Origin of the sequence: Luteolibacter sp. AS25 (assembly GCF_046736275.1) — a bacterium.
In the GTDB taxonomy this organism is placed as follows: Bacteria; Verrucomicrobiota; Verrucomicrobiia; order Verrucomicrobiales; family Akkermansiaceae; genus Luteolibacter.
In genome coordinates this window covers 2,314,058-2,340,616 of sequence record NZ_CP151837.1, presented here as the reverse complement: position 1 = coordinate 2,340,616, position 26,559 = coordinate 2,314,058, and the positions used below count along the sequence as shown (strand labels likewise).

The 26,559-nt window shown below is 51.4% G+C and carries 21 protein-coding genes; 15 read left to right on the top strand and 6 right to left on the bottom strand.

The genetic code is table 11. The annotated features are described in order from the left end of the window. Positions 1-14: 14 nt before the first annotated feature. Positions 15-407: a zinc ribbon domain-containing protein gene (locus AAGA79_RS10885; protein WP_411825829.1), complete on the bottom strand. Its 393-nt coding sequence runs from the start codon at positions 405-407 to the stop codon at positions 15-17. Positions 408-498: 91 nt separating this feature from the next. Between AAGA79_RS10885 and AAGA79_RS10880 the strand changes: the two genes are divergently transcribed. The 4 genes from AAGA79_RS10880 to AAGA79_RS10865 are packed head-to-tail and all read left to right on the top strand — an operon-like array spanning position 499 to position 4,652. Further along, positions 499-813, top strand: a complete 315-nt coding sequence (locus AAGA79_RS10880) for a DUF2288 family protein (protein ID WP_411825828.1) — start codon at positions 499-501, stop codon at positions 811-813. A 49-nt stretch (positions 814-862) separates the two neighbouring features. Further along, the gene (locus AAGA79_RS10875) at positions 863-1,618 is read left to right on the top strand and encodes an HAD-IIB family hydrolase (protein ID WP_411825827.1); all 756 of its coding nucleotides are present in this window, start codon (positions 863-865) and stop codon (positions 1,616-1,618) included. Between the two features lie 27 nt (positions 1,619-1,645). After that, positions 1,646-3,850 (top strand): HAD family hydrolase, encoded by a 2,205-nt coding sequence (locus tag AAGA79_RS10870; RefSeq protein WP_411825826.1) that lies wholly within the window; start codon positions 1,646-1,648, stop codon positions 3,848-3,850. 58 nt (positions 3,851-3,908) lie between these two features. Next, entirely contained in the window at positions 3,909-4,652 is a 744-nt protein-coding gene (locus tag AAGA79_RS10865) for a cysteine hydrolase family protein (protein ID WP_411825825.1), read from the top strand. Here the strand turns inward: AAGA79_RS10865 and AAGA79_RS10860 are convergent. Beyond that, positions 4,636-5,940, bottom strand: a complete 1,305-nt coding sequence (locus AAGA79_RS10860; protein WP_411825824.1) for a mechanosensitive ion channel family protein — start codon at positions 5,938-5,940, stop codon at positions 4,636-4,638. The genes AAGA79_RS10865 and AAGA79_RS10860 overlap by 17 nt on opposite strands. An 88-nt stretch (positions 5,941-6,028) precedes the next feature. On the opposite strand from AAGA79_RS10860, the gene AAGA79_RS10855 reads away from it, so the two are divergent. The 3 genes from AAGA79_RS10855 (at position 6,029) to AAGA79_RS10845 (ending at position 14,280) form a co-directional block, all read left to right on the top strand. Beyond that, complete coding sequence (locus tag AAGA79_RS10855; protein ID WP_411825823.1) at positions 6,029-7,843, top strand: chloride channel protein; 1,815 nt, start codon at positions 6,029-6,031, stop codon at positions 7,841-7,843. 81 nt (positions 7,844-7,924) lie between these two features. Then, the gene (locus AAGA79_RS10850; RefSeq protein WP_411825822.1) at positions 7,925-8,167 is read left to right on the top strand and encodes a glutaredoxin family protein; all 243 of its coding nucleotides are present in this window, start codon (positions 7,925-7,927) and stop codon (positions 8,165-8,167) included. A 62-nt stretch (positions 8,168-8,229) separates the two neighbouring features. Continuing rightward, a complete protein-coding gene (locus AAGA79_RS10845) occupies positions 8,230-14,280 on the top strand; it encodes an alpha-2-macroglobulin family protein (protein WP_411825821.1) in 6,051 nt (2,016 codons plus the stop codon). A gap of 49 nt (positions 14,281-14,329) precedes the next feature. Here AAGA79_RS10845 and AAGA79_RS10840 read toward each other — a convergent pair whose 3' ends face one another. Next, entirely contained in the window at positions 14,330-14,656 is a 327-nt protein-coding gene (locus AAGA79_RS10840; protein ID WP_411825820.1) for a YegP family protein, read from the bottom strand. A 185-nt stretch (positions 14,657-14,841) separates the two neighbouring features. Here AAGA79_RS10840 and AAGA79_RS10835 point away from each other — a divergent pair, with 185 nt between their 5' ends. Beyond that, on the top strand, positions 14,842-15,732 hold the full coding sequence (locus AAGA79_RS10835) for a tetratricopeptide repeat protein (protein WP_411825819.1): 891 nt from the start codon (positions 14,842-14,844) through the stop codon (positions 15,730-15,732). Between the two features lies 1 nt (position 15,733). Here AAGA79_RS10835 and AAGA79_RS10830 read toward each other — a convergent pair whose 3' ends face one another. Continuing rightward, positions 15,734-17,404, bottom strand: a complete 1,671-nt coding sequence (locus tag AAGA79_RS10830) for a hypothetical protein (RefSeq protein ID WP_411825818.1) — start codon at positions 17,402-17,404, stop codon at positions 15,734-15,736. An 82-nt stretch (positions 17,405-17,486) separates the two neighbouring features. On the opposite strand from AAGA79_RS10830, the gene proC reads away from it, so the two are divergent. Genes proC through AAGA79_RS10805 form a run of 5 tightly spaced genes read left to right on the top strand, consistent with a single transcriptional unit; the run spans position 17,487 to position 22,215 of the window. Next, on the top strand, positions 17,487-18,290 hold the full coding sequence (proC, locus tag AAGA79_RS10825; protein ID WP_411825817.1) for a pyrroline-5-carboxylate reductase: 804 nt from the start codon (positions 17,487-17,489) through the stop codon (positions 18,288-18,290). 58 nt (positions 18,291-18,348) lie between these two features. Then, positions 18,349-19,284, top strand: coding sequence for a tetratricopeptide repeat protein (locus tag AAGA79_RS10820; protein WP_411825816.1), 936 nt, complete (start codon positions 18,349-18,351; stop codon positions 19,282-19,284). 16 nt (positions 19,285-19,300) lie between these two features. After that, positions 19,301-19,804 (top strand): LPS assembly lipoprotein LptE, encoded by a 504-nt coding sequence (gene lptE / locus AAGA79_RS10815; RefSeq protein WP_411825815.1) that lies wholly within the window; start codon positions 19,301-19,303, stop codon positions 19,802-19,804. Between the two features lie 13 nt (positions 19,805-19,817). After that, a complete protein-coding gene (locus tag AAGA79_RS10810) occupies positions 19,818-21,095 on the top strand; it encodes a hypothetical protein (RefSeq protein ID WP_411825814.1) in 1,278 nt (425 codons plus the stop codon). A 1-nt stretch (position 21,096) separates the two neighbouring features. Next, on the top strand, positions 21,097-22,215 hold the full coding sequence (locus AAGA79_RS10805) for a hypothetical protein (RefSeq protein ID WP_411825813.1): 1,119 nt from the start codon (positions 21,097-21,099) through the stop codon (positions 22,213-22,215). 4 nt (positions 22,216-22,219) lie between these two features. Here AAGA79_RS10805 and aroE read toward each other — a convergent pair whose 3' ends face one another. Together aroE and AAGA79_RS10795 are read right to left on the bottom strand one after the other, a co-directional pair. Then, on the bottom strand, positions 22,220-23,113 hold the full coding sequence (gene aroE, locus AAGA79_RS10800; RefSeq protein ID WP_411825812.1) for a shikimate dehydrogenase: 894 nt from the start codon (positions 23,111-23,113) through the stop codon (positions 22,220-22,222). Continuing rightward, positions 23,110-23,835: a type I 3-dehydroquinate dehydratase gene (locus AAGA79_RS10795; protein WP_411825811.1), complete on the bottom strand. Its 726-nt coding sequence runs from the start codon at positions 23,833-23,835 to the stop codon at positions 23,110-23,112. The genes aroE and AAGA79_RS10795 overlap by 4 nt, the downstream gene beginning before the upstream one ends. A gap of 156 nt (positions 23,836-23,991) precedes the next feature. Between AAGA79_RS10795 and AAGA79_RS10790 the strand changes: the two genes are divergently transcribed. Together AAGA79_RS10790 and AAGA79_RS10785 are read left to right on the top strand one after the other, a co-directional pair. Further along, positions 23,992-24,621 (top strand): Amuc_1102 family pilus-like protein, encoded by a 630-nt coding sequence (locus tag AAGA79_RS10790; protein WP_411825810.1) that lies wholly within the window; start codon positions 23,992-23,994, stop codon positions 24,619-24,621. A gap of 74 nt (positions 24,622-24,695) precedes the next feature. Next, positions 24,696-26,546 (top strand): Amuc_1101 family PilM-like pilus complex protein, encoded by a 1,851-nt coding sequence (locus AAGA79_RS10785; protein ID WP_411825809.1) that lies wholly within the window; start codon positions 24,696-24,698, stop codon positions 26,544-26,546. Positions 26,547-26,559 lie beyond the last annotated feature (13 nt).

Genomic DNA, 26,559 nt, shown 5'->3' with positions numbered 1-26,559 from the left:
AGTAAGGCTTGGTTTCAAAAGCCGCCCTGAAGGCCTTGGAGTTGCTGGAGGCTTTCCTGCAATGACGCAAGCGCGTAGCTGGTAAGAAGCCCGAGCAAGTAAGTGGCCAGCAATGTGATGAGGGAAATGAGAATTTTCCATTTCTTCGAGATGCTTCGATTGAACCATACCAGCGGAAGTGCGAAGGGGCCGATGCTCAGCAGCATGATGATCAGGAACGGTTTCCTGAAATACCAGGGCTGCGTGTGGGTTTGTGGGAGGGGGGGAGGTGTGGGGCCATATCCTTCCAGGAATTCGCCACAGTGCTTGCATTTGATGGCCTCACTTTGAATTTCCTCAGCGCAATACGGGCATTTTTTCATCTGGGGTAAATAGATACCAATCAGAGAGGGAACGAAAGTAAGCATTTCCGAAGGTTTTTCAATGGAGCTTGAGTTTCCTGAGTCGGCGATTTACCCGATGTGCATGGTTTCACCAGAATCAAACACACCAGAGCCCATGAAATACACTATGCTCGGCGAAGACCGGAGCACGGTGGAAGAAAAGCTGGAAAAATATACCGGGACGGTAGGCTGGAAATATTTGGCTCCACATTATCAGAGCGGGGTATTGTTTTTCGTGGATACTGAGCTTTCTCTGACGCAGGTGGGTGCGGCGATTTCAGTAAATGAAAAGGAGAAGGTGGAGGCTTGGTTGAAAGCCGGAGATATGGTGAAAATCGGAGAACTACATGCCGAGCAGTGGCAGAAGGGCGATACTGAGTTTGAGGCGCTGGTGGTCTCGCCATTTGTGCTTTGCAGGCCAGTTGGCTAAATACGCAAGACTACTTGAGATAATCCGGGGCAGTGCTAGTCTCGGATATATGCGTGAAAAAAAGAACGTCCGGCTATTTTGCTCGGATCTTGACGGCACTTTGATTGGCGAGCCTGACGCTACGGCGGAGTTCATTGAGGCTTGGGAGGAAAACGAATCCAACAGGCCGATTCTGGTCTATAGCACGGGGCGTCTGGATGAGGATGCCAAGCGGGTCATAGAGCTAAACGGGATGCCACAGCCGGACTTTTTCATTACCGGTGTGGGGACGATGATCTTCGATGTGGAGAATGCCATCATGATGGAGCAGTTTGCGGCCAAGCTGGACGAAGGGTGGGATTTTAAAAAGGTGCGGGAGATCGTTGAGAAGCTTCAGGAAATCAAGGAGCAACCACCGGAGCATCAGCACGCGTGGAAGAGTAGCTGGTTCTGGCATGATAAGAAAGAAGAGGACTTGGAGGGACTACGGAGTTTGTTGGAGAGAGCCGGGCTTTCCGCACAGGTTATTTATTCCACGGCACGCGATCTGGATGTGCTTCCGCTTGCTGCGAACAAAGGAAACGCGATTACCTGGCTGGCGGCTCATCTGGGAGTCGGCCTTGACGAGGTTGTGGTAGCTGGCGACTCCGGGAATGATTCATCGATGTTTCTGGTAGATGGCGTGCGCGGCATCACTCCGAAGAATGCGGAACCGGAACTTAAAGAGGTTTTGGGAGATGTGGATGTATTTCATGCCGGGAAAACATGCGCCTCCGGGATTGTCGAAGGACTGAGGCATTTCGGGGCTTTCGCTGAGAAGAAATAGAGGTCGGGAAATTTTACTGTAACGATTATGAAAACTGAAACAGCGGCGGGGAGAAAACTGGATATCATCCACATTTCCATCCACGGATTAATCCGTGGTGAGAACATGGAGCTTGGGCGGGATCCTGACACCGGCGGGCAATGTCTTTATGTGCTGGAACTCGTGAAAGCTTTGTCGAAAGACGACAGGGTGAAGCGCGCCTCGCTGCTGACACGACGGGTTTTCGACCCAAGGGTTTCAGATGACTATTCCCAGGCAAGGGAGGTCCTTAATGATAAGTCCGACATAATCCGCGTGGAGGCGGGACCGCGCCGCTACCTGAGAAAAGAGGTGGTATGGAGACATCTTGATGCCTTCATCGATGGAACGCTCACATATTTACGCAGGGAAAAGCGGGTGCCTGATCTGATTCATGCACATTATGCGGATGCGGGGTATGTGGGACGGCAGATCGCTGCTGTTTTGGGATGTCCCTTTGTGTTCACCGGTCACTCCCTCGGACGGGTCAAACGCCAGCGCTTGGTGGAAGGTGGGGTGGACTCGACTGAAATGGAGAAACGCTACAATCTCGGAGCAAGAATTGAGGCCGAGGAACTCAGCCTGGACTCTGCGAGTATGGTGTGCACCAGCACACAGCAAGAGGTTGACGAGCAATATGCGATGTATGATCAACATTCGGAGAGCAGGATGCGCGTCATCCCTCCGGGGGTGGATCTCAGTAGATTCGATGGTCCGGGGACTCCCGAGATGGCAGCTGCAATAGATGCAAAGCTGGCGCCGTTTTTACGGGATCCTTCCAAACCTGCTGTGCTCACCATTGCCCGTGCCGATGAGAGGAAAAATCTACCGGCACTGGTGAGGGCTTTTTCGAATAATTCCTGGCTACGGGAGAACGCCAATCTAATCGTGATCGGTGGTAATCGCGAGGTGCTGATGAAGCTGCCACCGGGGACGAGAAAAGTCTGGCAGGAGCTACTGCGGTGGATTGATAACGGGGATTTATACGGAAATATCGCGTATCCGAAAACTCACAAAGCGCCGGAAGTGGCCGGGTTCTACAGATGGGCTGCGGAGCGTAAAGGTGTCTTTGTTAATCCGGCATTCACCGAACCCTTCGGCCTGACATTGCTGGAAGCGGCAGCTGCTGGATTACCTTTGGTAGCCACCCACGATGGTGGGCCTCGCGATATCATCGCGAACTGTAAAAATGGTATCCTCATTGATCCTCTGGATGAAGAGGCAATGGGCAAGGCGATCGAGGAGATTATTTCCAATCCGGAGAAGCAGCGCGAACTCTCCGAAAGGGGTCATGAAGAGGTTAGAACCCATTATTCCTGGGATGCCCATGTTACCACCTATCTGGACGAGCTGATGAAGGTCCTTCCTCCAAAGAAAACGGTCTACCGAAGTGGTAGCCGCAGATCTCTGGTCGAGCGCGATCGCTGGGTGGTGATGGATCTTTTACCAAGAATCGAAGAGCAATCCGAAGAAGTCCTCCAGCGCTGGCGGGACCTTTTCAAAGGGGGAAATATCGGATTTGGGATCGCTACCGGACTTTCATTCGATGAGGCTTGGGAAGTAATCCGCCGCTGCAAGATGCCGGAACCGGGTTTTGTTATTTCCGGTCTGGGATCCGAGATCCGCTACGGTGAGACTGGTGTGCTGGATGAGCGTTGGGAAAACCAGATCGCCTCCCGCTGGCACCGTGCTGCGGTAGAGGAGGCGCTCGCGCAGGTCGACGGCCTGGAACTTCAGGAGGAGTCATACCAGCATAAGTTCAAGGTATCCTATACTATGCCCTCTGTGCGGGCTAGCAGCCGTCTGGCTCTCCAGAGAATCCTGCGGGAAAAGGGGATTTCTGCGAAGGTGATCGTGACCGCGAAGATTTATGTGGATGTGATTCCCGTCCGCAGTGGCAAGGACGTGGGACTAAGGTATCTCCAGAACCGCTGGGGTATTGATCCCGGGCGGATTTATTATTTCGGCACATACGGGAACGACGCTTCCGCAGTGCGGGGAAGAAATTTATCTGCTATCCCGAAGGACGCGGACCGGGTTTTACGCCAGCTGCACAGTCGCCCTTTGCTCTATCACGCAGGGCAAACCGGATTGGAAGGTTTCTTCGAAGGGCTGGAATATTACGATTTCCTCGGAGGCACAGCCCCACCGAGTAGCCATGAATCCATGGAAGAGGAGAATGAGGATGTATCGGCACTTGAGCTGCACCCGTAGGGCGCTCTCCGGTTCGCGTTCCGTTGCAATCTTGATTTCCGGTGTTTAGGTTTTCGCCATGACTGTAGCCGCAATTTCAGATCCACTGGTTGAAAATTATCGCGAGGCGTTTGTAACGAACCCCCGGCGCGCGGAGCATCTTGCCGATGGCAAGGTGGCTCTGATGTGTATCGACGTTCAGTATCTGGATGCGGCGGAGGGGCATGGATTATTTGCCGATCCTGACAAAAGCGGAGTTCCTGAAGAAAGCCGGAAATACTATTTCGACCGGCTAAAAAAGAAGGTTCTCCCGGGAATGAGGGTGCTTCAGGATGCTTTCCGCGAAAGTGGCCTGGAGGTAATTCACTGCCGTATTTGTGCCCTGACACAGGACGGGCGTGACCGGGGGGCTGGACATCGTAGGCTGCATCTTTTGGCTGCCCCCGGGAGCAAGGATGCGGAATTTCTCGAAGAGGTGGCTCCCGTGGGGGACGAAATTATCATCAACAAGACCGCGAGTGGGGTCTTTTCCAGCACGAATTTACATTACGTTTTGGGAAACATGGGAATCAAGACCCTCTATCTCACTGGTGTTTATACCAATGAGTGCGTGGAAACCACTGCACGTGATGCTTGTGATCTCGGCTATTTCGTCACCTTGGTGGACGATGCGTGCGCGACTGTGACTGAGAAGCTTCACGAAGCTTCCCTCGCTACGTTGAGAGACCGCTATGCGCGGGTTTCAACGGTAAACGAGGTGCTGGGTGAGCTGAATATTTTCAGGGACTGTTCGACAGCAGGGATAATTACGCGGAAGGGGTAGGAATGACGGGCTGCCCTCCGGAATTCCCAGCCTGATAGACGTGGATATCGCGCTGCGGGAAAGGAATGCTGATACCTGCCGCGTCAAACTCTTGTTTTACACGTTTGGTGATATCCCAGTAAACGGTCCAATGGTCGGAGGTTTTTGCCCACGGGCGGCAGATGAAGTTTACCGAGGATTCCCCCAGTTCGTGAAGTTTTGTGGTCGGCTCTGGAATTTCGAGGGTTAGCTCATGCTCATCCACGATGCGCTCAAGAATCTCCTGGGCTTTATCGATATCGTCATTGTAGCCAATGCCGAACATCATATCCACCCGGCGGTTTGGCATCCCCGTGATATTCGTGATGGTTTCCCCCCAGACCTTACTGTTCGGGAGGAGGACTTTCTTGTTATCGAAAGTACGTATGGTGGTGCTGACCAAGCTGACGTTATCCACTGATCCGCTGATACCCCCGACTTCCACCGCATCACCCACATCGAATGGACGGTAAATGAGAAGCATAACGCCGCTGGCGAAGTTGCTGAGGCTATCCTGCAGGGCAAACGCGAGGATAAATGCACCACCGCCGATCAATGCCAGAGCGGCTCCGACATTTACGCCGATCGTTCCCAGAGCTACAATGAAACCGATGGCAAGGATTGCCCGTTTACTCATCTTGTTGATGAAATTCTCCTGAAGGGAGGAAAGTGCCTGTTCTTTATCCAAGGCGCTTTTGATGATCTTGCTGGCGACAGCTGCGATGATCGAGAAAACGATAACGATGAGGAGGAATTTAATGATGCTTCCGAGCAGAGCAAATCCGCCTTCCTCGGATTTCAACCAGTTGATAACCAGATGGTAGCGGGTGCTGAGGTTCTTCAGATTTGCTTCGATGCCTTCTGTGGCGGCCAGGTATTTTCTTTGATTGGATGCGTCTCCGCCTTTTAGCTCATAGGCGCTGAGAACTGCCTGAGCCCGGCTGATGATTTTCGCCTTCTCGTCACGCAAGGTGAGGAGCTCAGTGCGGATAGAGTCCTGATTTCCTTTTTTCTCAATCAGTTGAATCTCCATTTCCGAGATGCGTGTGGACTTTTCTTTAACGAGCGACTGCCAAGTCTCCGATTCCGCTTTGAGCTCATCCTGGGTGAGAGGTGTCAGGCGGAGCTTCAGGATATCCAGGGGGACCAATGGATCGCTTACCTCTGTGGCTGTATCGGTGGTTTGTGGTTGCTCGGAGGCGTCCTGGGCTGAGAGCGATGTAAAGGCGAGTCCACAGCAGGCTATGGTGAGGGAGAAAAAGCGCGTCATATGCCGGACAAGCTGCATCAAAAGTTGCAATGGTCAAGGGGTGGATCTCGCGGCTGTCAAAAGGTGGACTAGTCATTTGCCGGACTTCATGATACGGCCTCCATCACTGATGAGCGACTGGACAAAGAGAACACTGCCGGACTGGATGAGAAACCGTCTGAGCGATGGTCAGCGATTCCTCGCGCTATGTGTTTTGGCCGGTCTCCTCTGTGGATTGGTAGCCGTGGCTTTCCATTTTACCATTCACCACCTGTTCGATTGGCTGTGGAGCTTTGCAAGCACGCAGGATCCGGTAAGTTTCTGCATCATCATGCTCTGCGCTCCTACCTTTGCAGGGCTTCTGGTAGGATTGGCAGTTCAGTTTTACGTGCCCGAAGCGGCTGGCAGCGGTATTCCACAGACAAAGGCGGCATACTACAACCGCGGTGGGAAAATCGAGGTGAAGACGGGCGTTATGCGCTTCATTCTGGGTTCGTTATACGTGGGTCTGGGAAACAGTCTTGGCCGGGAAGGTCCTACAGTTCATGTAAGTGCGGCGATTTCCTCGCGCATCGGTCGATGGGCTTTCAACGACCCGGCACGGGTGCAGTCGATGTTGCCGGTTGGTGTTGCCGCCGGGATCGCGGCTGCGTTCAATGCGCCGCTCTCCGCTCTGACGTTTGTGTTCGAGGAAGTTCTGGATAATTTCTCGATGAAGGCGATCGGCGGGATGGTGCTCGCAGTGGTTATTGCTGCTGCCGTTTCAAGGACGATCCTCGGCGAAGATCCGGTGCTGATGGCGAAGCTTTCCGAGGACTACAAAACTTCCGCCTGGATGCTGGTGGCTGTTCCATTGGGTATCGCGGCGGGCCTGATTGGCCATCTGTTCGTGAAATCGACCATCAATCTCCGGAAATGGTTTAAAACCCGGAGCATCTTACCTGCCTGGATCAACCCCGCTGCCGGCGGCCTTTCCTGCGGTATCCTCGGTCTCTCGGTATTTTATTTCACAGGCCATCTCGGAAATGCGCAGAATTCTGTATTCAGCATCGGCTACCAGAGCCTGGAGTTTGCGTTCGAAAATGAGCTTTCCGTTGCAATTATAGCAACTTTGCTGGTCGCGAAGTTTTTGGCCGTGGTGATCAATTATGCTTCGGGCGGATCGGGAGGTCTCTTCTCTCCTACTCTATATCTGGGCGGGATGTTGGGTGCGCTGATCGGCTCCGGTCTGGTCGATCTGGAAAATATTGCCCACTGGATTCCGGCATTTCCCACGGATGCGAAAGTCATCGGTGGATGCGTTCTGCTGGGAATGGGTGCGATGTTTGCAGCGGTAGTCAGGTGTCCGTTTACATCATTGATTATCATCTTCGAGATGACGGGGAATTATTCTTTGATCCTTCCTCTGATGGCTGGAAATATTCTCGCCTGGCAGATCGCCAGGTATTTGCAACCGGTCAGTATTTACAACGAGCTCCTGCTGCAGGACGGTATTTCCCTTAGAAAATTGCCCGCTTACCGTGGCGCGCAGGATTACAGAAAATTGCCTGTGCAGTCGATAATGACACATGAGGTTTTCACTTTGAAATCCACGGAGACTCCCGCGGAGGCACTCAAACGAATTACCGAGACCGATAGGAAATATCATGCCTACCCGGTCTTGAATGAGGAGGGGCATGTTGTGGGTGTCATCACCAGAAATGAGATTGAGAGTAATATTCTGCAGCCCAGCCTCCCCGAAGTCTACGGGGATCAGAAATTGCTTTCGGTGAGTCCGGATACTTCGATCCGGGATGCCGCCAATCACATGATTGTGAGGGATCTGGAGCAGGTGCCGGTTGTGAGTCAGGCGGAGCCCGGGAAACTCTTGGGCTGGCTGACGCTCAATGATATTGCGCGCCAGCAGAATGCAGCGGAAGGCTAGCCAAGCCATTTGTGGCGGTCACGAGATGGCATTTGGCTAGAAAGAGATTGCGTTGGTGAATTTCTCGCGAATCCTTTCAGCATGTCTGAAAACAGAATCCTATATGTGAAAACAGGTTGCCCGTGGTGTATCGAGGTTGAAAAATACCTGAAAGACCATCAGATCGAGGTATCAAAGGTGGTGGTGTCGGGAAACCGTGAGGGAATGGAGGAGATGGTAAAACTTTCCGGCCAGAGCAAAGCTCCGACGATGAGCTGGGATGGTGAGGTGCTGGCTGATTTCGGTGTGGATGAGCTCATTCCGTTCCTGGAAGGGAAATTGTAAAAATCAATTTACAAAGGGATTTCCCGGTTCCCTTCGGATCATGTGTCCCATAGTTTGGACATATGAAAATCCTAATTCTCTTTCTGCTTAGTTTTCTGACTGTCATGGCAGAAGATGCCGCAAATTTACGCGGTCAGGCCGAAAAGCTCGAGCAGGAGGGAAATTGGCGGGAAGCCTATGAGCTACGGGTTAAACTTTTGCGGGAGAGCGACGATGAGCGCTCAGGCGAGGATCTTAGCAGTGCGGTTCAGTCGCTCAATAATCTCGGGGAGCAGGAGGAATTTGATCCACTACTTGCCGAGATCACGGAGCTGAAAAAGGGGAATCCTGATTTGATGCTAGCGGCAGGGCATGCATATCTCTACGCGAACCACTACGGGCGCCTATTGGATAATAAATTCCAGCGTGGAAGCAATGGAAGAGGTGACTATCGAAACGTAATGGAGCAGGACCGGGTCCGTGCCATACAGTGTTTTTTCCAGGCGTGGGAAGCTGCGGCGAAGGGTGGTGCGGAAGAGGTGGCGGCGCTGGGACGTCTTGGTGATGCGCTGCGTTTTTCCCGCATCGACCGGCAATTTTTATGGAAGTTCTATGAACTCACTGATTTATCGGCAGAGTTGGATTACACAGAGCAGATCGACCAAATTTCCAGTGAGGGTGCTCCAGTGGATCAAGATGGTGAGCCTAGCTGGATAGATATTCCTGAGTCCTGGGATTTAGCTGCTTCTGATGCGGAAAGATGGAGGTGGCTGACGAGAAAAATTTCGGAAATCGAAGCGCAATCCGGGCTTCAGGAGGAGTATGAGTGGTTGAGTTTCTGCCAGAACAATTACGGGGTGGAGACTCTTGCCGGTTATAGTTGGTGGGGAAAGCCTGATGCCGATGAACGGGATGGAATGCTCAGTGCAACGACTCTCGAGGAGACTGAAACGATTGCCCGACTGGCCAATGGAGTGAAGCGATTCAAACTGCGTGAGGACTACCAGTTTATTCCAGGTTTCCGGAAAATGATGAGAGCGGGGAAGGGGCCAATCCCGGCCGCTGCCGGTGATTCCTTGGTGCAGGTATTTCTCCACCGGAACCAGAATGTAGCTGCAGTTGAGGCCTTGAAAGAAGTGATAGAGTTGCACGGGGATCCAAGTGGGGAACCACGAGCCGCACTTCTTAAGCAGATCCGCGGGAACTGGAGTCAATTCGGTGCAACCCCAACTTATTACGCGGAGGAGGATGTGGAAGTCCCTTATAATTTCCGCAATGCCGATGGTGCGGTTTTTTCCCTCTTCAGGGTGGATGAGGAGCAGGTGATGAGGGATACCATGGAGTATCTCGAGGGAAATCCGATAACGATTGATTACGAGAAAATCAATTTCTCGGACCTGGGCAGCCGTCTCATATCTGAAAAGCCCGGTGGCTATGTGAAGGAGAAGTTGCGTGATTGGGTGGAAAAGCTTACCCCGAAGGAGGCCCACCAGAATGACTGGACCAGTGTGAATCTCGGCAAGCTTCAGCCTGGCTGCTACCTTTTGAAGTCCTCGATGGATGGTGGCAATACATCGTGGATTGTTCTGCGTGTGAGAGATCTGGTGTTACTCAAAAGGGGGGAAGGGCCTAAGCAGGTTTTTTATCTGGTGGATGCTACCTCCGGCCAACCGGTCGCCGGTGAATTGGAGTTTTTTGGTTACCGCACCGAGCATCTGGAGAAGAGGAAAATTTTGCGTCGGTATAATGTGGAGACATATCATTTCACGAGAAAGACAGACGAAAAAGGACGCCTGGAGCTGAAGGAGGAGGTAGATTTATGGGATCGATCGCAGTGGCGTGTCATTGCCCGGGCCGGGGATCGGCGTACTTACTTCAGCGATAAGCGGCTCCACTGGGGCAGCCTGCAGGGTAGTGGATTATATAGGACAGAGAAGACTTTGGGCATCACTGATCGGCCGGTCTACAGGCCGGGGCAGAAGGTTCACCTGAAACTATGGGCCGGAGAGGCCCGTTATGACCTTGAGGAGGTTTCCAAGTTTGCCGGAGCTTACGCGAATGTCGAAATCTTTGACGGGCGGAATGAAGTTGTTTTTGATGAGAAGAATCTCACCGCGGACGAATACGGCGGGATTACCTTCGATTTGGAACTAAAAGAGGACGCGGCATTAGGCAGCTACAGGGTATCGGTTACAGGTAGCGTTCCGGACACCAGTTTCTTCTTCCGGGTGGAAGAATACAAGAAGCCTGAATTCGAGGTGACAGTGGATGCGCCGGATAAGCCGGTGGCACTGGGAGAGAAGTTCGAGGCAACAGTCAGTGCAAACTATTACCATGGAGCTCCTGTGACGGAGGCGACGGTAAAGATCAAGGTGGAGAGGAATTTCTTCAATGACCGGTGGTTCCCGGCGGGCGAGTGGGATTGGTTGTATGGCGCAGGCTATTGGTGGGCTTATGGTGAATATTCCTGGTATCCGGGTTGGCTGAGATGGGGGTGCATCCGGCCTGCTCCTCCGTGGTGGCAGGGTGGACGTTCGGGTGCTCCTGAACTTATTCTGGAGCAGACTTCAGCCATCGGGCCCGATGGGAAAGTGAAGGTGGAAATCGACAGCTCCATCGCAAAGCTCATTCACGGAGATCATGATCACAGCTACTCGATTACCGCAGAAGTGGTGGATGCCTCCCGCCGGACGATCGTAGGTAGCGGATCGGTTTTAGCATCGCGTGAACCTTTCAGCATCACTACGTGGCTGGATCGTGGATATGCCAGTATCGGCGACACGGTCACGGGAACATTTTCAGCACGAACCCTCGATGGGAAGGAAGTCAAAGGTATGGCTAAAGCGGTCCTTTATCGTTCTACCATCGGTGAGGATGGAGAGGTCGAGGAGGAAAAGATCGGCGAATGGACTCCCGAAGGCCGCGACTGGAGTTTCGTGGCTTCGAAAGCGGGGCAGTATCGAATCTCGGTGGATTTCACTGATGAGAACGGGCGAAAACAGGAAGGCGCCACAGTCTTTTCCGTGAGAGGTGCTGAAGGTGAAATAGAAGGTGATTTCAGGACGAACGCTTTGGAAATCATTCCTGATAAGAAGGAATATCGGCCAGGCGATACTCTAAAGCTTCTGGTCAATGTGAACCAACCGGGATCGCGCGTTTGGCTTTTTATCAGGCCGAGCCAGGGAGAAGTGAGTGAGACGCGTATTCTTGAGATTGAAGGTAAATCCGAAGTGGTGGAGATTCCGCTGACCCTGCGTGATATGCCCAATCTGTTTATAGAAGCCGTTTCTGTGAGCAAAGGGGAAGTCGTCACGGTTACGCGTGAGATCGTCCTCCCTCCTGAAAAGCGTAAACTCAATGTAGAGGTACAGCCGGCGAAGGATAAGCTTAAACCGGGTGAGAAAACGAAATTTACCGTCAGGATTTCGGATGCAGATGGGAAGCCCTACAAAGGCTCAGTTGCGATCAGCGTCTATGACAAAAGTCTCGAGTATATTTCCGGTGGATCGAATATCGGTGAAATAGTTCCATTTTTCTGGGATTGGAAGCGTCACTATTACAGTCGCGGGATAGAGGATTCCCAAGGTTTGGTGGGTCGACATCTTCAGCTCCGGAACTCCACTCTAATGCAGTGGTTGGGGCTCTCCGGGAGCCGAGGGGATTTCGGCGGAGGTTTGGCCTTGGCGGGAGGAGTATTTAAGAGGGATGGTGCTATGAACCTGCCAGCGCCGATGATGGCGACTGCTGGTGCTGACCGCTTTGATGAGGGCTCGTCTATGGACATGCCGCCGAATGCAAGAGCCGAGAAGAAGGAGAAGGGTGATATTCCGGAAGTGGTAGTGCGTTCTGAATTTGTGGACCTCCTGAAATGGGTTGGTTCCGTCGAAACAGATGAATCTGGAGAGGCGACTATTGATTTGGAAATGCCGGATAATCTCACCACATGGAAAATTAAAACCTGGGCGATGGGGCACGGGACCAAGGTTGGAGAGGGCTCTGCTGAGATTGTTACCAGCAAAGACCTGATAGTCCGCCTTCAGGCACCTCGATTTTTTGTAGAAAAAGACGAAGTTACACTGAGCGCGGTCGTCCACAACTACCACGATGAAGCAAAGGATGTATTGGTGGGTCTGGAGTTGGATGGGAAAAATCTGGAAGTGGCAAATGGCACGCCAGAGCGCAGAGTGGCGATCCCGGCAGGTGGCGAAACCAGGATAGATTGGAATGCCATCGTGAAAAAGGAAGGTGAAGTCACCATACGGATGAAGGCGATCACTGCGGATGATTCAGATGCGATGGAGATGAGTTTCCCAGTCTACGTTCACGGGATCGCGAAAACAGAATCGTTTAGCGCAGCAATATCGCCGGAAGATGAATCCACGAAGATTGATTTCAGTATTCCCGGGGAACGTCGTCCGAGCGAGAGTAAGCTAGTCCTCAATTATTCACCTAGCGTGGCTTCTGCGCTGGTCGATGCCTTGCCATATCTGGCAAACTATCCGTATGTTTGTACAGAGCAGACGCTGAACCGTTTCGTTCCGACGACAGTTTTGCATAGTCTCTTGAAGAATCTGGGGCACGACTTGGCGGCGATTAAAGACAAGAGGATCAACCTCAACCCACAGCAGTTGGGCGATGCGAAAGAACGTGCCAAAGGCTGGAGGCCGGACCATCCGGAATGGAATCCTGTGTGGGATGAGGATGAGGTGGCGAAGATGGAGCGCGCGGGAATCGCGAAGCTTCTGGAGCAGCAGAATCCCGATGGTGGCTGGGGTTGGTTTTCCGCCTACGGGAACGATTCTTACCCACATACCACCGCCGTGGTCATGCACGGGCTTCTGCTAGCCAAGGAAAATGGTGCTAAAATCCCTGATGATATGATCAACCGGGGGCTGGAATGGCTCACTGCCTATGAGTCCTCTGAAATCCGGAAAATTCTAAATTACGGAAAGAAAAACAAGAAGCCGAGCAAGCAGAATTCTGATTCTATCGATGCATTGGTCCGGCGCGTATTGGGGGAAGGCGGGAAAAACAATGAGGAAATGACCGCTTTCCTTTTCCGTGATAAGAACAGCCTGCCGGTTTATGCGAAAGCACTACTAGGGCTGGAGTTCCACCGTTTGGATGAAATCGAGAAACGTGATGAGGTCATCCGGAATATCCGCCAGTATCTAAAACGAGACGATGAAAACCAAACCGCCTATCTGGATCTGCCGAACCGCGGGTACTGGTGGTATTGGTATGGTAGCGAGTTCGAGGCGCAGGCCTGGTTCCTGAAGCTTCTCGCAGCAGCAGAACCCAAGGGCGCCGATACCAGGGGCTTGGTAAAATATCTAATAAATAACCGTAGCAATACCACCTACTGGAACTCCACCCGTGACACCGCTTACTGCCTGGAGGCCATAGGTGATTATCTGAAAAACAGTGGGGAAGGAGAGCCTGACCTCAGTGTGGAAATTCTGCTCGATGGAAAATCTCTCAAAACAGTCGAAATCAATAGGGAGAATCTCTTCAGTTATGATTCGTCCGTGATCGTTGCAGGCGATATCCTGACGGGTGGGGAACACAGCATTGAAATCCGTAAATCTGGTAAGGGACCGATCTATGCGAACGCCTATGTCGAATACTTCACTTTAGAGGAGTTCATTACCAAAGCTGGGCTTGAGGTGAAAGTGGACCGGACATTCTACAAGCTCGTCCCAGAGACCAAGGATATCAAAGCTGTGGATTCGAAAGGGCAGGCCATCGACCAGAAGCGCGCGAAATATAAGCGTGTTTTGCTGAAATCTGGAGATGAGGTAAAAAGCGGTGATCTCATCGAGGTAGAGCTAGGAATCGATAGCAAGAATGATTACGAATACCTGTTATTCGAGGATTGGAAAGCCGTCGGCATGGAAGCGGTGGAAGTGCAGAGTGGCTACAACCCGAATGGTTTGGGCGCCTACATGGAATTGCGGGATGAAAAAGTCAGCCTGTTCGTTCAGAATCTGCCGAGAGGCCGCCACAATTTGAATTACCGTCTCCGCGCGGAAATTCCGGGGAAATTCAGTGCGCTTCCTACCAGGGCGGAAGCCATGTATGCCCCGGAACTGAAAGCGAACAGCGACGAGATGAAAATTTCCGTAAGCGACTGACTCCCAACCTAGTTCTCCAGAGAGAGCCGCCTTTTGAAATGGGGGCGGCTCAGGCGAGGTCTTTGATCTTTGTCAAAGGAGCGTTTTTCTGAACGGATGCCATGCCGTTTTTTGCTGCCGCAGTGGATTTATACATCTCACTTTTACCGATGGTTTGGCCGTTGGAGGCTTTGAGAATGAAATATGGATCGCCGGAAGTGGCGGTTTTGAGCTCGAAAAACTTCTCATCCACACCGTGTTTCTGAACGGAGGCAATTCCAGCCTCGGCGGATTTCTTCGTGGCGTAAAGCTGGCTCGTCAGAATCACCTGATGATTTGCAGCTTTGAGGTTAAACATGAATTTGCCGCTGGTGGATTTCTTGAGGTCGTAGGACATGATGTGAATAATTTTTGTATCGGTTAACCGATTAGCAGAGCAGAAGCTTGATGCCAAAGGGAAAAGGATGGCTGGATCTGCCTTTTTCCTGAATTTTGATGCACGGCGGTTGTCCTATGATTTCAGCTAGTCAAATCCGAGCGAGTTGCATTAGGGTGCTGGCAGCCCCCCTTGAAAACCCAAACATGGAAACATCTACTGCTAATTTTATCGAAATTCTGAAGGATCGTATCAGCTCGCTTCGCGATAAGGGCGATGTGGATGAGGCAGTTCATGCCGCGAATGCAGCCGTGGAAAAATGCGAGAGCTCACTAAGTCCCGATCCGGAATCGATTGAGGCATTTGCTGACGTTCTGGAGATTCGGGCGGGTTTGTATCTGGAAATGGGGAAATACCCTGAAGCAGCGGAAGACACTAAGCAGGCGATCGACCAGCTGGATGATAACGCGGATAAAATTGGCCAACTTGGGCGTTTATACGCGATTCTTGGCGCTGCCTACGATGGTCAGAATAGACACGAACGGGTGATCGACTCATGGATGAAGGCGGTATCGTATTTCGAGCGGCACGATCCTCCGTTGATGATGGATGTGGCAGCTATGACGAATAATCTGGGATTTACCGCCAAGGCTGGTGGCGACCTCGATTCTGCAGAGGATTTTTTCCTGAAGTCGCTTGAAATTATGCACGCGGAGGTGGGGCCGAAGCATGAGGAAACTGCGTCGGTTTCCAATAATCTCGGGGCAGTTTACCTAGCTGCCGGATATCTGGAGCAGGCACGTGAGATGCACATGATGGCCCTTGAGACCAGACGCGAAATTTTCGGGGAAGTTCACCCGGATACTGCTCAATCGCACAATAATCTGGCTCTGGCACTTCTGGAAACAGGAGACAAGGCTTGGGCACGCAGGCACTTTGAAAAGTCTCTGGCTGGTTTTGAATCCCTGGGAGAGGGCTATGAGGAAGATCTGGAGGCTGTGGCCTCGAATTACTGCGATTTCTTGAGAAATGAAGGTGAAGGCGCGTTGGCTGAAACGATTGATTTCCGTGTGAAAGAAGTTCTAGGTAAAGTTTAAGCTAGTTGGTAATGATAATCTTATCGGCCTCAGCCGGCTGATTGTTCTTGATGTAGGCCTTCTTGAGGCGGATCAGGGTTTCGTGATCCTTGGGAAAGGCGGAAAGAGCCTCGATGTATGCTTCGATTCCTTCTTTTGTAAGGTTTCGCGCCATGTAGTAGTCACCCAGACGCATAGCCATAGGGGTCAGCAGTGGAGGTGTGCTGAGTAGGGTTACGGTTTTCTGGCGGTCTGTTGCCGCCCTGAACCAATTTAGCGCGGAGCCCCATCCCTCGGGTGGACCGGCAAGGGCGAAGTCCCCGCGGAGTTCCGCTGCCAATACCTCGAGAGCTCGGAAGGAATTCCCCCATTCCGAGCGCTCGCCTACTGCCATGGAAACTGTTTGTTTCTTGGACATGGCCTGTCCGTGGACGGTGAGCGCTTCCATTGCTTTTCTAGCTTCCTCAAGATTCCCTTTTGAAATCAGGCGCTGTGCTTCCAGGTTGAGCCGGATTCCATCGACCCACCAGTAGGACAGCGAGTGATTGATGAATGGGCGCATCTCTTCCGGGGTGGGAAGTGATAGGAGGGCTTTCTCGTGATCGCCATCCGCATTGCGCCTTAGGAGAACGCGTGCAGGTAGAGTTTTGGCATCCCACAGAATCTGACGTGTGCCGGATGCGCTAGGGCGTTCCGGATCGATTTCGGTGTTAGCAATGATTTTCGCGGAAGCGAGGGCATTTTCGAAATCACCATTTGAGGCAAGTGCTGCGACCCGGTAACATTCCGTGCGAATCCAACCTTCGCTATCGGCTGGAGGGCAGTTGGTCTGCTTCACCCAGTTCAGATACAGTTTGGACGCGCGTGAAAAAGAGGCGGCGGCTTTTTCGTGCTCGCCGCAGCGCCACTCGTAGTGGCCGAGCAGGTGGAAATATGGGGCGTAGTCCGGCACCATCTCGCATAATTTGCGAGCCAGGCCGAGGGAAGGGCGGAGGTCCGGCGCTTCTGCCCGGATTAGGAGCAGTGCGTGGAGTGGGAGCGCGCTTCCCGGATCCCGTTTCATAAGATCTTCGAGACGTTTCTCCGCTCCTTCCTGATCTGGTGTGATCGAGCCCATTTCATCATATCCACCACGGCCGAATAGGGATGCGAAAATTTCTGCCTGAACTTCTCCCGGATACTTTTCGACTACCTTGCGGAATGCCACTTCAGCTTCCCGGGGGCCACCTTCGATATATTTGATGAGGCCGTATACATATCCACGCTCCAGTTCTGTCCCGGCGCCTTTTTCCACGAGTTCCAGCATCCTTTGGCTGGCGGCCAGACGGTTGGCATCCGTTTCAGGGGAAGGGGATAGTATGGCCATGATCATTCCCCAGTGGGCCATCAAGCAGTTCGGGTCTTCTTTTAGGGCCACCGCAAAGTGTCTGGTGGCCTCGAATTCCCAGCCTCCGTGCAGATGATTAAGACCTTGCACGGTATGAATCTGGGCTTTTGCAGACGCAGCGCTTATCGCAGTGACCAGACCTTTTCTGAAAGGGAAAATAGTTGGTTCTCCCAGGTTCTTAACGGATTGGGGAATGCAATCATCTATCGAAGGCAGCTCGACTTCAGGTCGGGTTTCCTCAGGTTCCTGTGCGTGGAGAGGAATCGTTACGAAAAGGAGAAAGATAAATGCTAGCAGCTTGGGCATGACGTGACGATGGTGCAGGCTTTGGAATTACCCAAGGAAAATGACGCTGGTATGGGGCTTGCCACAGGGCTACCCTGAAGCCATGAAATTAGGAGTTATCGGGAGCGGAAAAATGGCAACAGCACTTGTAAAGGGTGCGATCACCAGTGGATTGATCCCGAAGGAAAATGTTCTGGGCGTAGCGCGTTCGCAGGCTAGCAGAGATCGTTTTACGGAGGCTACGGGCGCCGTTTCAACAAGTTCACTCGATGAAGCAGTCGAGAATTGCGATGTGCTCTTGCTCGGGACCAAGCCTCAGGATGTGCCAACTGTTCTTGGTGAGAAAATTTTCAAGAAGGCCGGCGGCAAATTGCTGATCTCGGTGGCGGCAGGCGTCACTCTGGATAGTCTTGAGAAAATGACGCCTTCGGGTTTGAGAGTCATTCGGACAATGCCGAATACTCCGTCTTTGGTAGGAAAGGGCGCGGCCGGTTTCTGCCGCGGAAGCCGTGCGACAGATGAGGATTGCGAAGCAACCAAAGCTCTACTGAGTGCGGTCGGGCTATGCACGGAAGTGCCGGAAAAGCTGATGGATGCAGTGACTGGCGTTTCGGGGAGTGGGCCAGCATACATCTATTTGATTATCGAGGCTTTGGCAGACGGTGGTGTCAAAGCCGGCCTTCCAAGGGTTGATGCCCTCAAGCTGGCTGCTCAAACGGTTAGCGGAGCCGCGGAAATGGTAATACAAACAGGAGAACATCCGGCTGTGCTGAAAGATCAGGTCACATCTCCGGGTGGGACCACCATCGCCGGAGTCGCAGTGCTTGAATCGAAAAATGTGAGATCCGCGATGATTGAGGCGGTAATGGCATCCTGCAACCGGGCCAAGGAACTCGGCAAAGCCTAGATCTGAGATCGTTCTATTTTCGGCTTTTCCATAGAGCCAAAGCTCTTATGTTCGCCGCATGACGAAATTCTACCCCCATGCAACTGCGTTACTTATCGGTGCGAGTTTTATGGTATCTTGCGGGACGGACAGCGACACTCGAATGCTGGCAGGGTCCTCCCAGGCTTCGGTTGGCGAAGGAGAGGCATTGTATGCGAAAGCAAAAGCTGCGGATGATCGCGGCAAGCGCTCCTCCGCAATCAAGCAATACGGAAAGGTCGCTGACAAATATCCCATGGCTCCTTCTTCAGCGGACGCACGCTTCCGTCAGGCCGAGCTTTTGGAACAGAGTGGTGAAGTTCTGAAGTCTTTCGATGCATATCAGAAGTTTTTGATCACCTACCAAGGGAGCGGAAGGTATTCCGAAGCTCTCCGGAGACAGGCGAAAATGGCGCAAGGTGCTGCCGATGGTGAGGTAAAAAACTCGTTCCTTGGCCTTAAGTCACGGCTCGATACCAAGAAAGTCGCGGAGATGCTCGGCAAAGTCCGGGACAATGCCCCGCGGTCGGAAACTTCAGCAAAAGCCCAGTTCACGATAGGGGAGCTATATCAAAGCCGCGGTGAGACCAAGGACTCGATCAATGCCTACCAGCAACTCGTAAAGGACCAGCCTGATAGCAAATACTCAGCGGAAGCTCTGTTCCGCGTTGGTGTGGTTCTGATGGCTGCCGCTGACGCAGGAAATCACAACCAGGCAAATCTTGATCTCGCGGGTGAGGCCTTCGATGATTACCTATTGCAGTATCCAGGGCATGCGAAAAACGCGGAAGCCAGAAAGCTCCGAAATAGCCTGAAGGGGCGCGACCTCGAGCAATCCCTGGACATCGCGGAATTCTACTACAGATCTGAACAATACGAGTCCGCGAAGGTTTATTACCGCGAGGTGGTTAAAAATAGCAAATTTGGCACTGCCCACGATAAGGCACAGGCGCGGCTAAAGGAACTTGGTGAGTAACCACTGCAGATATTTTATGAAAACCCTCATCTGCCTCATCTCACTAGTCTTCGTATCCTGTGCGGGATATCAACTCGGAGGAGCTAAGCCACCTTCGCTTTCCGGGGTGAAAACTATCACCGTTCCGATGTTCCGGAATGGAACACTTCACCCGCGTGCCGAAGCCATAGCCACGTCGGCAGTTGCGGGTGCTTTTGTCACCGACGGCACATACCGTATCGCCGGGGAGGAAAATGCGGATGCTGTTCTCGAAGGTAAGGTTGCCACGATAGAATACTCCAATTTACGAAGCTCGAGACTTGATTCCTCATTGGCTGAAGAACTGGTGAACACAGTGAAGATTGACTGGGAGTTGCTGGATGCGAACGATAGAACGAAGGTTCTGGCAAGTGGATCTTCCGAGGGTAGCAGTAGCTTCTACGTCGATTCAAATCTCCAGACTGCACGTCAAAACGCCTTGCCGGATGCGTTTGAAAGAGCTGGGCAGAAGCTGGTTTCCAAACTTGCTCTCGGTTACTGATACATGAATGCCGATGAAGCCTGACCTTCATGATGCCCACAACGACGGGTCAAACTTGTCTCAGGAGGATGAATGGGATGATTCTGACGACGTAGTCGCGGAAAATCCGAAGGTGCTTCCCGAACGGAAGCAGAGTCTTTCTCCGTCAAAATCTGAGAGCAAAACGGCCGACTCTAGCACCCCGGTATCTGCTGAGAGCGAGAAGAAACTTAGACTGACTAAGGTTCAAAATGCTGGTTCATCGGGAAAAAATGGGAAGAAAAGGTCGCAGGTCTTCGAGATCGGAAGCAAGAGCGAAAAAAAATCAGTCTCAAGAGGTAAACCTTCCGTAGCACCTGCTGCGATTAGTCCGGAAGCTGTCAAAGATGAAGAGTCTGCGAAACGCAGGAGGAACAATAAAGACGAGCAGCAAAACTGGGGGCAGCAGACCCAGGACACCACCCTCAAATGGATGCTGGTTTCCGGAATTCTAGTGGTGGCTGGTATTGTAGTTCTTGCGCTTTTCCTAAGTCAAATCATCGGCAAAAAAGAGGTCCGCGAATCCCAAAAATCTATATTCAGTAAAATCGCACCGGTGGTAAGCAAATTTGAAGCCGCTGAAAATGGTGCGGCAGAGGCGACTGTAACCGAGAAATTGATGATTCAGGAACAGCGTGCCAGATCGATTATTGAGGCATACCTAAAAGCTAAAACTCCCGATGATTTTTCCGGATTTATTCGAAAGTCGGATGAGATCATGCCGCTTGTGGAGAAATTCTGGAAGCCGATCGAAGATGTGGATGAAGATTGGAAGCTGGGAAGCAATAGTAATTGGCGGGTAATAAGGGACGGTGGGCTGCATTATGCAATCCTGAATGGAGAGAATCCCGATTTCACCGAATACACGGCATATTTTGTTTTGGAAGGGGAGGACATAAAACTGGATTGGAAAGCCAGCAGTGGTTATAGCTCCGCGAATTTCGCAGATCTTATGAAGGGAGAGGGGGATGCTTCCGAAGTGCGGGTATGGATGTCTCCTGCCGATTTCTACACATTTTCACTCCCTGATGGCGAATTTATGTCTTTCCGACTTTCTGCCCCCAATAGAGAACAAAACCTCTGGGGCTATGTTCCACGTGAAGGGAAACTATTTGAAGAAATAATTCCATTCTTCGCGGCAAGCCAGATCAGTGGGGAGAGGAAAAATGAGGTCCAGGTGATATTAAAACTGGTCGAGGGACCTGAGGGATCAATCGCGAACCAATGGATCATAGAAGACGTGCTGGGGGAGTCTTGGATCGATGGAGAATAATATGAGCGCCGAACAACAACTTTCCTGGTATCACTGCGGACATTGCGGCCAGTTGTTCCGGTCAGAACTTGGCGAGAAATATTCCCGGGCATGTGCTCATTGTGGCAAGAAAACTCACATAAAACTTCAATCAAGTGCCGAACAACCGGAAACAGTCGCAATTCCTCTGTTTGAGACGGAAGCTTCTTCGCATTCAACTGACAGGAAGAAGCGAAACCTTGGCATTCTGAAAGTCGTTCTTATTTGGCTGGTACTGATGACTATAGCTCTGCTGATTCACCGTTACTTCAGAGGTCTGGCAATCGAAGAGGAAATGGCTGAATTGGAAGTTCTCAAACAGCAGAAGAGAGAGGTCGTGGAGAGAGATAGGAAGATTTTGGAAGAATCGTTGGCAAGCTGCCATCAAGCTCTTGTTGGTCTGATTTCAGCAGATTTGAAGGACAAAACCCAATTTATCTGGAACCCTACCGAAAGTTCCAAGGGATTTGAGCATACCTTTGAATCCGGCAAATTTTCACTTCTCGATGTGAATGAAATCCAGCGGGTCTCTGAAGAAACTTTCCAAATTGAAGGAGAGACATTTATCGAAACTCATTGGATGCAAAGTGGTTTGGGTGAATTCGATGCAGTCTTTCGTAAAGATAATGGCAAATGGAAATTGGACTGGAAGCACTTCTCCCGTGCCAGCGATTTTGACTGGATTAGCCTGATCGAGGAGGATGGGGAGGTAGATGGAGAAATGCGAGTGCTCGCGAAAATTACAGAAACCGACAACGATCACCAGACGATGAAGATCGCGGTCTTTCCGAATGGCTTTCTAGACCCGGTGGAATTGCCTGAGGAGCCGATTGTTTTCGCGGTCGATCAATCATCGGACGAGGGCCTGCTGATTAAAGCTGCTGTCGATTTGAAAAAGGCGGGAAGATCTGCCTTCAGAAGGAATGCGATTTCTCCGAAAACGACTGATGTAGTCCGTGTAAGAGCGCGTATCCGTAGGGTGCGGGTAGGCGATATTGTTAAAATTGAGTTAAAGCAGGTAGTCGCCTGTCACTGGATTGATTCGGGAGTTGTGGGTTTCGATCTATCGGAGCTCCGGGATGACCTGTTCTCCGGGAAATAGATCGCTAGCACCGGTTCTCCATGGCCATTTCCATAATCGGGAGTGGATTTTTCCCGGGAAACCATTTTTGGAACGAAATAGCGCCTTGGTTGATCAGTAAGCTGAGACCGTTATCTGTCTTGCAGCCTTTATCCCGGGCATGTTTGAGGAATTTGGTCTCTGCAGGCTGATAAATCGTGTCGTAAACGCAGTGTTTACCAAGAATACATTCAGGCGGGACCACGCTTGGGTCATCAGATTTTAAACCTATCGAGGTTGTCTGTATCAGGAGATCGGCAGAATGGGATCTCTCGACAAGATCGACATCATCGAAAGTAAGCGTGTGAATCTTTGTGCCCGGGGAGATCGCGCTGAGACGTTGGGCGAGTTCTTCAATCTTGCCCAAGCTCCGGTTAACCAATGTAAGATCTGCCGGATGCAGGAGAGCGCACTGAGTCGCAATCGCCTGGCCAGCCCCGCCTCCGGCGCCATAAATGATACTATGTGTTTCACCTAGTTTTAAACCGAAGGCACTGAGCATTGCATTCATAAAGCCAGGGCCATCGCTGTTGAATCCAATGGTCGAACCTTTATCAAAAATGACAGTGTTCACCGTGCCGATTTGGAGCGCCAGGGGGTCGATTACATCGCAGTTGGCAATGGCTTCAAATTTGTGGGGAACGGTAACGTTGCATCCGATAAATCCTAGTCGTTTCATGGAATCGAAAGCTGCGGCAAGCTGACCTGGCAGCACTTCGAGACGTATGTAAGTGGCGTCGAGATTGAATGCATCCAGAGCAGGCTGATGAAGCTCCGGCGAGGCGGAGTGGGCGACTGGATAACCTAGAACAGCTAACTTGGCCGGGGGGCTGAGAGTGGCTGCCTGTGGTAGGGTTTCAATATTATAGACTTTGTTCATCTTGGCTGATCCGAGAGAGGAGAGAGTGAATTGATGCTTTCTTTAAGGAGTCTTGCCGACCACTGCCCCGGTGCAGTTGCCTTATTGCCGATGTATCCGTAGCTCAAAACACTTCCCGCTTGTGCACAAAGCAACCGAGAGACTGGAGCCAGAATTCCCATGCCCATTGTCGATTTGGGAATATTTGAGTCAGCAATTTGAAAATGTGCGAGAGCGGTCAGGTCATCCATGGTCCGAAGTTGACCTGCTACCTTGAATGCGCTGGCGCCAGCGGCAGCGGCCTCTTTTACAGCGATATCCAGAGTGTCGCGTTCTGGGAGTTGATCGAAATCGTGGTATGATGCGATCCATCTGGTCTTGGAAGAGCGCATATCCACTATTAGCTGAGACATCTCTATACAGCTGGCTAGTTCCAGGTCGACAATCGTGGCATAGGGAATTGCTATACGGAGCAGTTCTTCCCTGCTCTTTTGATCTAGATCCACCGGAGATCCTTCAGACGCACGGCGGGCTGTGAAAAGCAGCGGGAAAGGGGATAAATGCTTCCAAAGATCATTCCTCTCCAGCCTTGTTTCGGTTGCAAAAAGATCGAGGCGTATCTCGGCTATATCACACTCCTCGGCGAGTGATTCAGGCGTTGCCTCCCGAAGCGCATCAATGTCTCCGAAGCTGCCGACGACCAGTGACCTCGAGGAGGGGAATCGGAAGTGCTCATGTATCATTCGGGTAGTGATGTCTGCCGGCCGGCATTTCGTCAATTGCTTCCAGCGGACCCGGACCTCAAAAAACGGCATACGTAGAATTATTTCAAATCATTCACGATTTTATCTGGCCAAGGGATGGTTCAAGTTCTTAGTTTCTTTTGAAACCCAAAGTTTATGCGAATCATTACGAAAAGCTTCTTCACAGTCATCACAAGCGCCGCTCTAGGCCTTATTTTTAGCCCATCCGCTCACGCACAGGCGTTCAAGGTGGAGGCCTCATCTCCAGAGTTCGATGATCTTCAATCACCGCAAATCGATGCGGGTGGTGTAGACAAAGGATTCAAGCCAAAGGATTGGCTCGAAGTTGAAGCTTCATTTAACGTTCAGATGCGGCCTGAGCCGATTTCGAAGACTGCCGATCGCGTTCTAGTAAAGTGGTTTGTAGCGGTGGAAAATCCGGATAAACGAGGCACCTACCTTCTTCTTACGAAGGATGTTACACATGTGAATGTTCCGCTGAACGAGGAAATTTATTCCTCGATTTATCTCTCTCCCGCTTCCCTTAAGCGTCTGACTGGAAGTGATCGTGGTGGTAAGCGTGCTGTTTACCTCGTGGGGTATGAAATTCTCATTAATGGAGAAAAAGTGGCTCAGGAAACCAACAAGAGCGATGCAGGTTGGTGGAACCAGACATCTGACAAGATTGCCCGTACGGACACCGTCCCTCTTTTGAATAAGAGTGAGACCCCTTTTGCCAATTTGTGGTGGGACCGCTATGCGGAAATCCTCATTGAACGCCGCTAGGCCGTTTCATTAGTTGCTTTCAACGCACAAAATATCGAAAACCCGATTACAGATTTACCGACCGAATACTTATTATGGCCGACTCCCAAACTACTATTGCACTCAATATAGGCTCCCAATGCATATCTGCTGCAGTTTTTGAAACATCCAAAAGTGGGGGCTTGGTCCTCAAAGGATATGATTCAGAGAACATCGAGGCTGATCCGGCACTCGAAGCGAGCAGACAAAACCAGGTTGAGTCCGCGATCAACGATATCGTAGGACGACTGAAAATTTCCAAATCCAAGGTCCGATACACGATATCCGGGCAGTCGGTGTTCACGCGTTTCGTGAAACTCCCGCCAATTCAGGATGATAACATTGATCAGTTGGTAACCTTTGAGGCACAGCAACACGTTCCTTTCCCTATTAACGAAGTTGTTTGGGATTATGAGCTTATAGAAGGTGGCGAGGAGAAAGAGGTAGTGATTGTCGCCATCAAAGGCGATGCCCTCGACGAGATAAATGACACGGTCACGAAAATCGGTCTCCAGACAGTCGAGGTGGATGTTGCGCCTATGGCACTCTACAATGCTTTTCGATCGGCCTACGGCGCCCCGGAGGAACCGACCCTCCTGATTGATGTTGGTGCAAAAACCAGCAACTTGCTTTATATCGAGGGGAAACAATTCTTCACACGGAGTGTTGCAATCGGCGGGTCATCAGTGACTTCCGCAATTGCAAAGGAGTATGGAATCTCGTTCCAGGAGGCGGAAAACCAGAAAATCGTAAACGGTCTGGTAGCGCTCGGTGGAGGACATACTGAAAACCTCGACGAATCGGTTGCCGCTCTGGCGATGACTATTCGCAATGCTCTCACCCGCTTGCCGGCGGAAATAGCAAGAACTACCAACTACTTCCGTAGTCAGCACGGAGGTAGCGCGCCAAAACGTGTCTACCTTGCCGGCGGTGGTGCTAACCTTCCCTACACGTTGGAATTCTTTCATGAAAAATTGAATCTTCCGGTAGAATTTTTCAATCCACTTTCACACGTTGCCATTGGTAAGGGAATGGACACGGAACAACTCCAAAGTGTCGGCCATACCATGGGCGAACTCGTTGGTCTAGGCCTTCGCGGGATCGGGAAATCGACGATCAACATTGATCTAGTTCCATCAGCGGTGGAAGAAACCCGCGCTTCCAACAAGCGCAAGCCGTTCCTAATCGCTGCGGCTGCAGTTCTGGTTTTCGGTTTCTTGCTCTGGGCCATCTTCTCCAATCTTGCAGCAAGTAAGGCTCTGGATAAGAATAGGAGAATGGCGGAAATGGAGCAGCAGTTGTCTCCGATTGAACGAGGAATCAGCGGCCTTCTCAAGAAGGAGGAAGACCTCAAATCCAAGGCAAATGCCTATACCGAAATTGAAGCGGATCATGCATACTGGTTCGATCTGCTCGGGGAAATTGGCGGTGCATTTGCAAGCGACTCGGTTTGGATCACTAAAATGGTGCCTTTGTATAAGTATGATTCTAATCCCGAGGAAGGGCAAAAAGGTGAACTCAATCCAGCAGTCGAACTAAAGGTGACCGGACAATCCTCAACAGGCAGCTCTATAAAAAGTGCTCCAACAGTTCAAGCACCGGAAAATGACAAGAAGTCAAAGCGGAAGAAGAAAAATGAGGTAGTCGAAATCCCAGCTCTGGCAGCCAATGCAATAGTTGTAGAAGGGTTTTGGAGAGAAAATCCAAAAAGCCAAGGGGTTGTTTCCGAGCTCCTGGCGAGCCTCAGGGAAAATTCCAGGGTGTTTGACTTTACCGTCCCCGGAAAAGAAGGCGAAACCCTCAGTGATGAACAAATTTTAACAATCAGCGCAGTAGGTGAGGAGGGTGATTTAGGCTTTCCATTCCGATTGGTCCTTCCTCTCGCCCGCCCTGTCACCTTGAAATAATTTACAGGTAATT

Coding starts and splice junctions, on each gene's coding strand:
- AAGA79_RS10810 (WP_411825814.1), top strand. CDS start 19,818: ATGAAGCCTGACCTTCATGATGCCCACAACGACGGGTCAAACTTGTCT.
- AAGA79_RS10785 (WP_411825809.1), top strand. CDS start 24,696: ATGGCCGACTCCCAAACTACTATTGCACTCAATATAGGCTCCCAATGC.
- AAGA79_RS10845 (WP_411825821.1), top strand. CDS start 8,230: ATGAAAATCCTAATTCTCTTTCTGCTTAGTTTTCTGACTGTCATGGCA.
- aroE (WP_411825812.1), bottom strand. CDS start 23,113: ATGAACAAAGTCTATAATATTGAAACCCTACCACAGGCAGCCACTCTC.
- AAGA79_RS10860 (WP_411825824.1), bottom strand. CDS start 5,940: ATGACGCGCTTTTTCTCCCTCACCATAGCCTGCTGTGGACTCGCCTTT.
- AAGA79_RS10820 (WP_411825816.1), top strand. CDS start 18,349: ATGACGAAATTCTACCCCCATGCAACTGCGTTACTTATCGGTGCGAGT.
- AAGA79_RS10805 (WP_411825813.1), top strand. CDS start 21,097: ATGAGCGCCGAACAACAACTTTCCTGGTATCACTGCGGACATTGCGGC.
- AAGA79_RS10865 (WP_411825825.1), top strand. CDS start 3,909: ATGACTGTAGCCGCAATTTCAGATCCACTGGTTGAAAATTATCGCGAG.
- AAGA79_RS10870 (WP_411825826.1), top strand. CDS start 1,646: ATGAAAACTGAAACAGCGGCGGGGAGAAAACTGGATATCATCCACATT.
- AAGA79_RS10830 (WP_411825818.1), bottom strand. CDS start 17,404: ATGCCCAAGCTGCTAGCATTTATCTTTCTCCTTTTCGTAACGATTCCT.
- AAGA79_RS10875 (WP_411825827.1), top strand. CDS start 863: ATGCGTGAAAAAAAGAACGTCCGGCTATTTTGCTCGGATCTTGACGGC.
- AAGA79_RS10855 (WP_411825823.1), top strand. CDS start 6,029: ATGATACGGCCTCCATCACTGATGAGCGACTGGACAAAGAGAACACTG.
- AAGA79_RS10790 (WP_411825810.1), top strand. CDS start 23,992: ATGCGAATCATTACGAAAAGCTTCTTCACAGTCATCACAAGCGCCGCT.
- AAGA79_RS10885 (WP_411825829.1), bottom strand. CDS start 407: ATGCTTACTTTCGTTCCCTCTCTGATTGGTATCTATTTACCCCAGATG.
- AAGA79_RS10795 (WP_411825811.1), bottom strand. CDS start 23,835: ATGATACATGAGCACTTCCGATTCCCCTCCTCGAGGTCACTGGTCGTC.
- AAGA79_RS10850 (WP_411825822.1), top strand. CDS start 7,925: ATGTCTGAAAACAGAATCCTATATGTGAAAACAGGTTGCCCGTGGTGT.
- AAGA79_RS10840 (WP_411825820.1), bottom strand. CDS start 14,656: ATGTCCTACGACCTCAAGAAATCCACCAGCGGCAAATTCATGTTTAAC.
- lptE (WP_411825815.1), top strand. CDS start 19,301: ATGAAAACCCTCATCTGCCTCATCTCACTAGTCTTCGTATCCTGTGCG.
- proC (WP_411825817.1), top strand. CDS start 17,487: ATGAAATTAGGAGTTATCGGGAGCGGAAAAATGGCAACAGCACTTGTA.
- AAGA79_RS10835 (WP_411825819.1), top strand. CDS start 14,842: ATGGAAACATCTACTGCTAATTTTATCGAAATTCTGAAGGATCGTATC.
- AAGA79_RS10880 (WP_411825828.1), top strand. CDS start 499: ATGAAATACACTATGCTCGGCGAAGACCGGAGCACGGTGGAAGAAAAG.